This window comes from Marinobacter sp. X15-166B (assembly GCF_001752365.1).
Classification (GTDB): domain Bacteria; phylum Pseudomonadota; class Gammaproteobacteria; order Pseudomonadales; family Oleiphilaceae; genus Marinobacter.
Map to the genome: position 1 here is coordinate 612591 of NZ_MEIY01000001.1, position 12145 is coordinate 624735.

The window sequence follows — 12145 nt, forward strand, 5'->3', positions numbered from 1 at the left end:
GCAGAAATGCGACCAGACGCAACTGAATTTTATGACCAGGGAGGCCAGCGGTTGACCTGCATCGCCCCCCCTATATCGGCACGGGTTTCAGCATTTCAACCCGTCAACGGGAGAAGCCTGTCGGCTATATGTCCGGATGGACGTTCTGGGTACGGCCAGGGTCGGTCACCTGTTGCCTAAAGCGGCATAAACCATGCCAGAAACAGTGGTTCGGCACCCGGGTTGAGGTCGCCCAGGCCACCATTGGAAAGATGAAAAAATTCCACGGCCAGGCGCATGTGATTGTGAAACTCATAGCCAAGGCGAATCCCCGAGCGAAATTCCAGATCATGACCGAGCTTGATGTCCCGTCCATCGTTGAACACCCCCAGACCAAAACTGGGGGTCAGTACCCAACGGCCGGCGAGTTGGAAATCCCTTGCCAGATCCGCGAACACAAAGGTGGAACCATTCTCCGAGCGTGCCGCGCCTATCGACGGCGCCAGCTGCCACCGCGTTCCGGGCCGGAACCGGTATTCCAGTTTGTACACCAGCGGGTCGTCAATCTCGCCATCCAACACGGCAATATGGCCCACCGCGAAGGACAGATACCGGCTGGCGTGCCCGGCCGAGACACTCTGCGGGGTCAGACACAAGGCAAGCGCAATCAGGCAATGCGTCAGCTGTACTCTTGCTGAATAATCTGTTGTCGCTTCCATTCGAGTTTCGTCCAGAATCCTACTCGCAGGCTTATCAGTATAGCCGCTAACATTCCCTTTACATGTCGCCCACCCGTGCTAGGATCATTTTCAGCAAATGAATCCTGCACAATCAGGGCAGCGAATGGCTTTTCAACGACATGTCTGGCTGGCATCTATTCTGGCGTTGACAGCCTCAGCGCTGGTGCACGCGCAGGCTCCAACCATCAACCTGTACACCTTTGATTCTTCGCTGGAAAACGGCCAAGGTGCGGATGCAGGCATCCAGTCCGACATCGGCGACAAAATTACCAAACGGGTGATCTGCGCGGCCAACAAGGCCGGCTGGCACACCAACATCAAGACCGTGCCCCCCAAGCGGGCGCTGTATTCGCTGCGCAATCAACTGGTTGATGGCTACTTCGCGATCAGTGCCTCCCACGAGCTGGCGCCCTATGCCATCCGGTCTGAGCCGATTGCGCTGGAAAAATGGTATCTGTATTCCCGCCTGCCGGACGCCAAGGTGGACGTTTACGATATGGGCACCGTCGCCGGCAGTAACGAAGAACGGTGGCTGGAGCGCAACGGTTACCGCATCAAACTGCGTGTGTCCGCAGAACACCAGCTGCTGGCACTGCTGTTCAAGAAACGCATCGACACTGCAGTCTTTGATGAAGCAAGAATGGCGTACATTGTGCAAACCGCGCCCCCGGCCCAACGGCAACCGCTTTATCGCCAGTTCCTGCGGTTTGCCCCCATGTACCTGTATGTCAGTTATGGGTTTGCGGCCCAGCACCCCGGGTTCCTCAAACGCTTCAATCACCATCTGCGTGGCTGCGGCAGTGACGTGTACCAACTGAACGACACCAAAAAAACGCTCGTCAGAACTCTGGCGCAAACCTATCTGGACGATCTCATGTCGACCGGGATCCCCCAGGCGGCACTCAGTCAGGAGCCCGGGGTCTCCAGCTTTACCGACATATTGGCCGCGGACTCCACCTGGCATGCCCTCGCCCCCGAGTTTGCCAGCCGGCAGGCGGTTGAGCTGCTCGCGCGGCCGGCTTCCAGACAATTGGCCGAATGGCAGCGGCAATCCCGGGGGGTTATCCGTGAAGTGTTTATTACCGACGATGCGGGCACGCTGGTGGCCAGCAGTCAGTTAACGTCCAATTTCTGGATGGGCAACAGAGACGACTTCAAGGAAGCCGCCAGGGGCGAGAGCGGCGAGTTTTTCATCGACCCGATTCATTTCGACTCCTCCTCCGGTTACTTTGTCACCTTTGTGACGACTCCCCTGCGTTCCCCGTCAACCGGCCGGCTGCTCGGCCTGATTGCCTTTGCCATCGACGCCGAAACCATAATGTTGCCCAGTGGGTTACAGGATGACCCTGGCTATTCGCACGCCCCCTCCGGCGCAGTTCCCTGACAGAGCGGCTTAATGGCGCCGGCCACCGCGTTTGGCTGGCGCCCCGCCGGGTTTCGGACCAGACCGGCCGCCGGGCCGGTTGCCGGGTCTGGCCCCCGGCCTGCCCGCCGGACGCGCAGGTCGGCCGTTGCCCCGGTTGGCAGGTTTGCCCGCCGGTTGGCCCCGGCCCTTCCCTCTGGGAGCCGTGTTACCGGGGGGCTGCCCCTGTGCCGGCCGGCGGGGCCTGGTTTTCCGGGCCCGCTGGCTGACCGCGTTGGGGGCCGCTTCCGAGGACGACCCTCGGATGGACTCCAGCAGGGTATTCAATTCGTTCTCGGTCAGATCCCGCCACTCACCCACGGGCAGTCCCTTGAGATTGACGTTCATGATCCGCACCCGCTCCAGCGCGGTGACCTCGTAACCGAAGTAGGCACACATGCGCCGGATCTGCCGGTTCAGTCCTTGCACCAGGGTCATGCGCAGGACAAAACGGGATTCCCGCTCGACCTTGCATTTTTTGGTACGGGTGCCGAGTATGGGCACCCCACCCGCCAGCCCGGCCACCAGCTCATCGGTCACCGGCCGGTCCACCGTGACCAGATACTCTTTTTCGTGATCGTTACCGGCCCGCAGAATCTTGTTGACCAGATCACCGTTACTGGTCAGAAAAATAAGCCCTTGCGAATCCTTGTCCAGACGCCCGATGGGGAAGATGCGCTCACTGTGCTTCACAAAGCGGACAATATTGTCGCGTTCGGCGCTGTCCGTGGTGCTGACAATACCCACCGGTTTGTTTAACGCGATGAAGATCAGCGCCTCTTCCGCCCTGGGCTCGATCTCCCTGCCATTCACGCGCACCCGGTCCCCGGCCAGTACCCGATCACCAATAACCGCGCGCCGGCCGTTGATGAACACGTTGCCCTGCTCAATAAACCGGTCAGCTTCGCGGCGCGAGCATATACCGCTTTCACTGATGTATTTGTTTAACCGGGTCGAGGTTATGGTGTGCATGGAACTCCCGTAGCTTTGGTTGAGGTGGGCGTGTTGCTATTATCCCTGCTTTGAATCGGTTCAGCCAGAAGCCCTCCTGCGCAACCATCCGCGCTTGATGTCCTCCGGTCCCTCCCGCCACTGATGCAGGGTTCTATGAAAACACCTAAAAGATTACAACCGCTGGTTGATGATGGTCTGATTGACGAAGTGCTGCACCAGCTTATGAGCGGCAAAGAAGCCCAGGTTTATGTGGTGCGCTGCGGTGACAGCATTCGCTGCGCGAAAGTCTTCAAGGAAGCCAGACAACGCAGTTTCAAACAGGCGGTGCAGTATCAGGAGGGGCGCAGGGTACGCAACAGCCGGCGTGCCCGGGCCATGAGTAAAAAAACCCGCTATGGCCAACAAGAGCAGGAAAACGCCTGGTTGAATGCCGAGGTCGATGCGCTGTACAAGCTGGCCGCCTCCGGCGTGCGCGTACCCGAGCCGCTGGGGTTTGTAGACGGCGTGTTGCTGATGGAGCTGGTGTCGGACGCCGACGGCAAAGCCGCTCCACGAATGGACGACCTGACCCTCACCGCCGACCAGGCACGGGCTTACCACGCCCAGGTGGTCGCCGAAGTTGTGCGCATGCTCTGTGCGGGGTTGATTCACGGCGACTTGTCCGAATTCAACGTGTTGCTGGACAGCCACGGCCCGGTGATCATTGATCTGCCGCAGGCGGTGAATGCCGCCGGCAACAACAGCGCCGAGTTTATGCTGGAGCGGGATGTGGCCAATATGCGTCGTTTCTTTGGTCGCTTCGCCCCCGAGCTGTTGCACACCGAGTACGGTAAAGAGATCTGGGCGCTGTACCAGGCCGGCAAGTTGCACCCCGATCAGAAACTCACCGGCTGCTTCGAGCACAACAGAGCGAGCGCAGACGTTGTCGAACTGATGGCGGTGATCGACGCCGCCCAACAGGAAGAAACCGACCGGCTGCAGCGGTTGCGGGCGGCGGAACAGGACGACTGAACCGGCCGGCTACAAAAAGGCGGCCACCATTACGGGGATGTACACCAAGGCCACCAGGGTGCTCAACAGCGTGGTGCCGGCGGCCTGTCGCGGCGCGGCGTCCAGCAGCGTCGCCATCACCACCGTATTGGCGGCAATGGGCGTAATAGACAGCAGGAAGATGGCCTGATGCACCGCCGGCTCGTACACCCCCAATACCTGACTGTCCAGCCACCAGAACCCCAGAGCCACCGCCGGCCACACCACAAATTTGCCGAAGAATGCCAGCCCGGTGAACCGCCAGTTACCCGCCAGCCCGCGAAAACTGACGATCCCCATGCCAATAATCATCATGCCGAAAATACTGTAGGCACCGCGCAAGTTATCAAACAACGGCTCGAACACCAACGGAACAGACGCCCCCGACAGGTTCAGTGCCACCCCCAGGATAAACGCATATACCGACGGCAAGCGCACGACCCGTCGCAAGGCATCCTTGTAATCGTAACGGCCACGAGCGGCGAGATAAAAGCCCAGCGAGTTTTCAAACAAGGTGGTGCCGAGCATGCACACAATGTAAAGCGCCAGCCCCTGTTCGCCGAACAACAGCAGCGCCACCGGAATTCCGAAATAACCGGTATTACCCGTCCCCACAGACAACGGCATAACGCCGGCACTGCCGTCAGTGATCCAGCGTTGGGCCAGCCACAGATGCGCCCCCCCGATCACCGAGCACAGGCAGAACACCAGCACCGGCAGCAGGATGACTTCGGCGGACAAAGGCGCCGCCATCACCCCCGAAAACACCACCGAGGGTGTCACGATGTACAACATGATGCCCGCAATGTGGCGGCCACTGGCGTCCAGAAAACGGCCGGCAATCCAGCCCAGCAATACGGTGATATAAAGGGGGGTGAGTTTGTAGAGCAGGGCTAACGCAGCGGTCATGGGGGATCCGGCCAGTGAAACAAGGATGTAGTGTAGCCAAGCTGGCCCGGTTTTTCTGCTAAGCTTCACAAACATTGACAAGATTCGCCGGCACCGTTACCTTTACGTTAACGTCAACCATGCACGGACGACTATGAACTCTTCATCACTGACACACACCTACTCCATCGGCGATCTTGCGCGGGAGTTTGATGTCACCACGCGAACCATCCGCTTCTACGAGGAAGCCGGCATGTTGACGCCCGCCCGCAACGCGCAAACCCGAATTTACAGCGATCAGGATCGCATCAAGCTGAAACTGATTCTGCGGGGCAAGCGACTGGGGTTCAGCCTGGCGGAGTCCCGTGAACTGATTGAGATGTACGACCCCGCGTCCGACAACGCCAGGCAACTGAAAGCGCTGCAGGCCAAGATCCGGCAACGTCGGGCCGCACTGGAACAGCAACTGAACGATATCAGAGTCATGCAACACGAACTCGACGCCGCCGAACAACGCTGCCAACAAGCGTTACAGGGTCTGGAGGCGCGAACAAAAACAACAAAACCTGAATAGCCGAACGTACCGGACGGAGCGATAACCATTATGAAAAGCCAATACACATCCCTTAATTTCGGGCTCGACGAAACCATCAGCATGCTGCGCGATCAGGTCAATCAGTTTGCCGCCGACCAGATTGCCCCCCTTGCCGAGCAAACCGATAAAGACAACCTGTTCCCCAACGACCTGTGGCGCAAGCTCGGTGATATGGGCCTGCTCGGGCTGACCGTCGGCGAACAATACGGTGGCAGTGAAATGGGCTACCTCGCCCACGTGGTGGCCATGGAAGAAATCAGTCGTGCCTCCGCCAGCGTCGGCCTCAGTTACGGCGCCCACTCCAACCTGTGCGTCAACCAGATCCACCGCAACGGCACCGATGCGCAAAAGGCGCAATACCTGCCCAAGCTGGTGAGCGGCGAGCACATTGGCGCTCTGGCGATGAGCGAGCCCAACGCCGGTTCCGATGTGGTCAGCATGAAGCTGCGCGCCGACAAAAAAGGCGATCGCTACATCCTCAATGGCACCAAGATGTGGATCACCAACGGCCCCGACGCCCACACCTACGTGATTTACGCCAAGACCGACCCGTCCGCCGGCCCCAAGGGCATTACCGCGTTCATTGTTGAGCGGGACTGGCAGGGGTTTTCCCGCGGCCCCAAACTGGACAAGCTGGGCATGCGCGGTTCCAACACCTGCGAGCTGATTTTCGAAGATGTCGAAGTGCCCGCCGAAAACATTCTGGGAGGGGAAAATCAGGGTGTGAAGGTGCTGATGTCGGGGCTCGATTACGAACGCGTGGTCCTGTCCGGCGGCCCCACCGGCATCATGCAGGCGTGTCTCGACATCGTGGTGCCCTATGTTCATGAACGCAAGCAGTTTGACCAGCCGATCGGTGAGTTTCAGCTGATTCAGGCCAAGCTGGCCGACATGTACACCGAACTGGCTGCGTGCCGGGCCTATCTGTACGCCGTTGCTCAGGCCTGTGACCGCGGCGAGACCACCCGTAAGGACGCTGCCGGTGTCATTTTGTACACCTCGGAGCGGGCCACCAAAATGGCCCTGGAAGCGATCCAGATCCTGGGCGGTAACGGCTACATCAACGACTACGCTACCGGGCGCCTGCTTCGGGACGCCAAACTTTACGAGATCGGTGCCGGCACTCAGGAAGTGCGCCGCATGCTGATCGGTCGCGAACTGTTCAGGGAATCACGGTAAACATTATGGCCATACTCCACAGTCAGGTTCAGCCCAATTCAGACGAGTTCCGCCAGCGTCATGAGCATATGCAGGGGCTGGTGGACGACCTCAAGGCCCGTTTTGAGGTCATTGCTCAGGGTGGTGGTGCCGCGTCACAAAAGCGCCATACCGATCGCGGCAAACTGCTGCCCCGGGAGCGCATTCAGCGGCTGTTGGACCCCGGGTCGCCGTTTCTGGAAATCGGCGCCTTTGCCGCCGAAGATGTTTACCACGACAAGGTACCGGCCGCGGGCGTCATCGCCGGCATTGGCCAGGTGCACGGGGTGGAATGCATGATCGTGGCCAACGACTCCACGGTCAAAGGCGGCACCTATTACCCGTTAACGGTAAAAAAAGCACATCCGCGCCCAGACCATTGCCGAAGAGAACCACCTGCCGTGTATCTACCTGGTGGATTCCGGTGGGGCCAACCTGCCCCAGCAGGATGAAGTCTTCCCGGACGCCGAACACTTCGGCCACATCTTCTATCGGCAGGCCAACATGTCCGCCAAGGGCATCCCCCAGATCGCGGTGGTTTTGGGGCTGTGTACCGCAGGGGGCGCTTACGTACCTGCCATGGCCGATGAAAGTATTATGGTCAAGGAGCAGAGCAGCATCTTCCTCGCCGGGCCGCCGCTGGTGAGAGCCGCGACCGGCGAGAACGTCAGTGCCGAAGAGCTGGGCGGTGCCGATGTGCACACCCGCATTTCCGGGGTAGCCGACCATTACGCCAGCACCGAATCGGAAGCTCTGGAACGGGCCCGCCGCTGCATCGCCAACCTCAACCACCGCAAGCCCGAAAGTCTGGCGCTGCGGGAGCCGCGAGAGCCTCTGTACGACAGCAAAGAGCTGTACGGCCTGATTCCCAGCGACCTGCGCACCCCCTACGATGTCAAAGAGGTGATCGCACGCCTGGTGGACGGCTCCGAGTTCGATGAGTTCAAGGCCCGCTACGGCACCACCCTGATCTGCGGCTTTGCCCACCTGTATGGCATGCCCGTGGGCATCGTCGCCAACAACGGCATTCTGTTCTCCGAATCGGCCCAGAAAGGCGCGCATTTTATTGAGATCTGCAGCCAGCGCGGAATCCCACTGATCTTTCTCCAGAACATCACCGGTTTCATGGTGGGTAAAGATGCCGAACACGAAGGCATCGCCAAGCATGGTGCCAAAATGGTGATGGCCGTCGCCTGCGCCCGGGTCCCCAAACTGACCGTGGTGATTGGCGGCAGTTTTGGTGCCGGGAACTACGGCATGTGTGGCCGCGCCTACCGGCCCCGGTTCATGTACATGTGGCCCAACGCCCGCATTGCGGTGATGGGGGGGGAGCAAGCGGCCGGGGTACTGGCCGACGTCAAACGCGCGGGCATGGAGCGGCGCGGAGAAAGCTGGTCCCAGGCGGAAGAACAGGCCTTCAAGCAGCCGGTCATTGATCAGTTTGAAACCCAGTCAAACCCCTATTACGCCAGCGCACGCCTCTGGGACGACGGCATCATTGACCCTGCCGACACCCGCCGGGTCCTGGGGTTGAGCCTGTCGGCGACGCTCAATGCGCCCCCGGAAGAAACCCGTTTCGGCATCTTCAGAATGTAACCAGGAGGCGACTATGACAGACCAAGCCGTTCATTATGAAACAGATGCCAGCGGCGTCGCCCGCATTACCCTGGACCGGGCCGACAAACGCAACGCGTTCGATGCCAGCGTCATCAGCGAGCTGACCCGCGCGGTCACCCGGGCGACAGAAGATCCGGACTGCCGGGTCATCGTGCTGGCCGGGCACGGCAAGCATTTTTCCGCGGGGGCCGACCTTAACTGGATGAAACATACCGCCACCCTGACCGCGGAAGAGAACCGTACCGATGCCCGCGCCCTGGCCGGCATGCTCAAGGCGATTGACCTGTCGCCCAAACCCGTCATCGCGCGGGTGCAGGGTGCGGCCTACGGCGGCGCAGTCGGGCTGGTATCGGCCTGCGACATAGCCGTGGCCAGCACCGACGCCCGTTTTTGCCTCAGCGAAGCCCGGCTGGGCCTGGCGCCCGCGGCCATTGGTCCCTACGTGATTCGCGTGATGGGTGCCCGACAGGCGCGGCGCTACTTTCTGACCTGTGAAGAAATCAGCGCCGACAAGGCCCTGACGCTTGGGCTGATCCACGAAGCCGTGGCCCCCGAAGCCCTGGATGAAACGGTCAATGCCCTGATCGAACGCCTGCTGCGCAACAGTCCGCAGGCACTGACCGCGTGCAAACAGCTCATTGCCCGCAGCGGTCACAACCAACCGGATGAAGAGCTGATCCAGTACACCGCCGATCTGATTGCCTCCTTACGCACCAGCCCTGAGGGTCAGGAAGGTCTGCAGGCATTTCTGGACAAACGCCAACCCAACTGGATCAGCACGCCGATCCAATCAAATACTCAGGGGTCTGACTCGGGAGCCAAGCAATGACCATACACACCATCAATACCCTGCTGATCGCCAACCGGGGCGAAATTGCCGTGCGCATCATGAACACCGCTCAGGCTATGGGTATCCAGTGCGTTGCGGTTTATTCCGAAGCAGATGCCGAGGCACCGTTTGTGCAACTGGCGGATCAGGCCTTCTGCATTGGCCCCGCTGCGGCCACCGACAGCTATCTGCGGGTCGACAAAATCATGGAAGTGGCGCGCCAGTCCGGAGCCGACGCCATTCACCCCGGGTACGGCTTTCTGGCCGAAAACACCGAGCTGGCCCGCCAATGCCAGGACGCGGGCATACATTTTGTCGGTCCACCCGCCGAGGCGATTGCCTCCATGGGATCCAAAAGCGCCGCCAAGGAGCTGATGGGTAACGCCGGTGTGCCCTTGGTGCCCGGCTACCACGGTGACGATCAAAGCCCGGAGGTGTTTCTGGCCGAAGCGAAAAAAACCGGTTTTCCTCTGCTGATCAAAGCCAGCGCCGGGGGCGGCGGTAAAGGCATGCGCGTGGTGCGGGAGCCGGCCGAAGTCAAAGACGCCGTGGCCGCCGCGCAGCGGGAAGCCAAGTCCAGTTTCGGCGATGCCCACTTGCTGATCGAGCGCTATCTGGAGAACCCCCGTCACGTCGAAGTGCAGGTGATGTTTGACCAGCACGGTAACGGCCGTTATCTGTTTGACCGCGACTGTTCAGTGCAGCGTCGCCACCAGAAAATCATTGAAGAAGCCCCCGCACCGGACATCCCGGACCATGTCCGCCGGGAAATGGGTGAAGCCGCGGTGCGCTGCGGCGAGGCCATCGGCTACGTCAACGCAGGCACCGTAGAGTTTTTGTATGAGCCCGGTGCGGGGTTCTACTTCATGGAAATGAACACCCGCCTGCAGGTCGAGCACCCGGTCACCGAGATGATCACCGGTCTCGATCTGGTCGAGTGGCAGCTGCGCGTGGCACGCAACGAACCCTTGCCCTGGACCCAGGACGAGCTGCATTTTCAGGGCCACGCCATGGAAGCGCGTATATACGCGGAAGACCCCGACAACGACTTTTTACCGGTCACCGGCACCCTGCTCAGCCTGACCGAACCGCACGGCATGGAGGGTGTTCGGGTGGACACCGGGGTGCGTGAAGGACAGGAAATTTCACCCTGGTACGACCCCATGCTGTCGAAAGTCATCAGCTACGGCCACACCCGGGACGAAGCCCGCCAGCGGCTGCTGGACGCCCTCAGCCATTATCGCGCCATGGGGGTCACCCTGAACACCGATTACGTGTGTCGGGTGCTGCAGCATCCGGAGTTTGCCGCGGCCCGGTTGACCACCCATTTCATCGAGCAGCAAGCAGAGACCCTGTCGACTGCGGCGTTCGATTGCCAGGAACAGCAGATCCTCAGCTGGCTGGCGTGGCAGCAGGCCAGTGCCCGGGAACAGCGCTCAGCCGCGCCCAGTCCCTGGACTTTGACCGACAGCTTCCGCGTTGGCGGCCCCCAGGTGCAACTGTGTGAAATTCGCCTGGGCGGTGAAGACCTGACCCTGCATTACACCCTCGACGGCCCCTGCAGCGCCCGCGTGGCGTTCAGTGCAGACAGCGACCCAGTGACCCTGCGCTGGCAACCGGACAGCCAGGGTGAGGGCGTGGTGGTGCGGTTGAACGGCCGCTCCATCCGTCTGGGCTGGGCCAGTCACGGTGAGCGACTGGGGGTTTTCGCCAATGCCAGTCATTGGGAGGCGCTGGTCAATCACCCGGAAGAACAGAGCGCCGATGCCGCCGGTGACGGCATCCTGAAAGCGCCCATGCACGGTCGTATCACTGCGGTCACCTGCAAGGTCGGCGACAGGGTCAGCGCCGGAACCGCACTGGTGGCTCTGGAGGCGATGAAGATGGAGCACACCCTCAACGCCCCCGCCGACGGCGAGATCGCGGCCATCCACTGTGTCGAAGACGACAACGTCAACTCGGGCCAGGTCCTGATCGAGTTCACCGCGGAGGACGCCGGATGAGCACCGAAACTGTCACCCTGGTAGAAATGGGGCTGCGGGACGGTCTGCAGAATGAGACCACCCCCGTACCCGCGGAAGTACGCGCCCAATGGTTCGATGCGCTGGCCCGCACCGGCCTGAGGCGCATAGAGGCGGGCAGTTTCGTGTCCCCTAAATGGGTCCCGCAAATGGCCAGCACCGACCAGGTACTGGCGCAGATTGAGCGTCACCCCGGTCTGTGGGCGGAAGTGCTTACCCCCAACCTGCGCGGGCTGGAACAGGCCCTGGCTGCGGACGCCGACGTGGTGGCGGTGTTCACCGCCGCCTCAGAAAGTTTCACCCAGAAGAACATCAACTGTTCCATCAGCGAGAGCATCGAGCGTTTCCGGCCGGTCGCCGAGGAGGCACGCAAAGCGGGCAAATACCTGCGGGCCTACGTATCCTGCGTGGTCGGCTGTCCCTATGAAGGTCCCATTGCCCCGTCCCGGGTGGCCGACGTGGTCGAGCAACTGCTGGATCTGGGCGCCGATGAAATCTCCCTTGGTGACACTATAGGCGTCGCCCGTCCCCGGGAAATCCACGCCCTGCTCGACGCGGTCCTGCCGTTATTGCCCGCCAGCAAACTGGCGTTGCACTGCCACGACACCCGTGGTCAGGCGGTCGCCAACATCTACGCCGCGCTGGCCCGGGACATCCGCATCTTCGACAGCGCAGTGGCCGGACTGGGCGGGTGCCCCTACGCTAAGGGCGCCACCGGTAACGTCGCCACCGAAGACGTCCTGTACCTGCTGGAAGGGGAAGGCTTTGCCACCGGTGTTGACCTCAACGCGGTCGCCAGAGTCGGCCATGACATCTGCACCTACCTGGGTCGCGCCAACCCCTCCCGGGTAGGTCGGGCGCTGCAGTCCTGAGGGTTTTGATCGCAGGAGCGAC

Annotated in this window: 10 protein-coding genes and 1 pseudogene; 8 read left to right on the plus strand and 3 right to left on the minus strand. The window is 61.1% G+C overall.

Annotated features, from left to right (window positions below):
• Window positions 1-176 precede the first annotated feature (176 nt).
• The gene (locus BG841_RS02950) at window positions 177-698 is read right to left on the minus strand and encodes an acyloxyacyl hydrolase (RefSeq protein WP_070056292.1); all 522 of its coding nucleotides are present in this window, start codon (window positions 696-698) and stop codon (window positions 177-179) included.
• Window positions 699-822: 124 nt separating this feature from the next.
• On the opposite strand from BG841_RS02950, the gene BG841_RS02955 reads away from it, so the two are divergent.
• The gene (locus BG841_RS02955; RefSeq protein ID WP_070056293.1) at window positions 823-2103 is read left to right on the plus strand and encodes a PDC sensor domain-containing protein; all 1281 of its coding nucleotides are present in this window, start codon (window positions 823-825) and stop codon (window positions 2101-2103) included.
• Between the two features lie 9 nt (window positions 2104-2112).
• On the opposite strand, the gene rluF is transcribed toward BG841_RS02955, so the two are convergent.
• Window positions 2113-3093: a 23S rRNA pseudouridine(2604) synthase RluF gene (gene rluF, locus BG841_RS02960; RefSeq protein WP_070056294.1), complete on the minus strand. Its 981-nt coding sequence runs from the start codon at window positions 3091-3093 to the stop codon at window positions 2113-2115.
• Window positions 3094-3228: 135 nt separating this feature from the next.
• On the opposite strand from rluF, the gene BG841_RS02965 reads away from it, so the two are divergent.
• Complete coding sequence (locus BG841_RS02965; protein WP_070056295.1) at window positions 3229-4086, plus strand: PA4780 family RIO1-like protein kinase; 858 nt, start codon at window positions 3229-3231, stop codon at window positions 4084-4086.
• Between the two features lie 9 nt (window positions 4087-4095).
• Here BG841_RS02965 and BG841_RS02970 read toward each other — a convergent pair whose 3' ends face one another.
• Window positions 4096-5013, minus strand: coding sequence for an AEC family transporter (locus tag BG841_RS02970; RefSeq protein WP_070056296.1), 918 nt, complete (start codon window positions 5011-5013; stop codon window positions 4096-4098).
• 133 nt (window positions 5014-5146) lie between these two features.
• Here BG841_RS02970 and BG841_RS02975 point away from each other — a divergent pair, with 133 nt between their 5' ends.
• From BG841_RS02975 to BG841_RS03000, 6 genes and pseudogenes are all read left to right on the plus strand, one after another.
• A complete protein-coding gene (locus tag BG841_RS02975) occupies window positions 5147-5566 on the plus strand; it encodes a MerR family transcriptional regulator (RefSeq protein ID WP_070056297.1) in 420 nt (139 codons plus the stop codon).
• A gap of 30 nt (window positions 5567-5596) precedes the next feature.
• Window positions 5597-6766, plus strand: coding sequence for an isovaleryl-CoA dehydrogenase (locus BG841_RS02980; protein ID WP_070056298.1), 1170 nt, complete (start codon window positions 5597-5599; stop codon window positions 6764-6766).
• A gap of 5 nt (window positions 6767-6771) precedes the next feature.
• Window positions 6772-8380, plus strand: a pseudogene (locus BG841_RS02985) (carboxyl transferase domain-containing protein).
• 13 nt (window positions 8381-8393) lie between these two features.
• Entirely contained in the window at window positions 8394-9230 is an 837-nt protein-coding gene (locus BG841_RS02990) for an enoyl-CoA hydratase/isomerase family protein (RefSeq protein ID WP_070056299.1), read from the plus strand.
• On the plus strand, window positions 9227-11233 hold the full coding sequence (locus BG841_RS02995; protein ID WP_070056300.1) for an acetyl/propionyl/methylcrotonyl-CoA carboxylase subunit alpha: 2007 nt from the start codon (window positions 9227-9229) through the stop codon (window positions 11231-11233). The genes BG841_RS02990 and BG841_RS02995 overlap by 4 nt, the downstream gene beginning before the upstream one ends.
• Window positions 11230-12123, plus strand: a complete 894-nt coding sequence (locus BG841_RS03000; RefSeq protein WP_070056301.1) for a hydroxymethylglutaryl-CoA lyase — start codon at window positions 11230-11232, stop codon at window positions 12121-12123. The genes BG841_RS02995 and BG841_RS03000 overlap by 4 nt, the downstream gene beginning before the upstream one ends.
• Window positions 12124-12145: the final 22 nt, after the last annotated feature.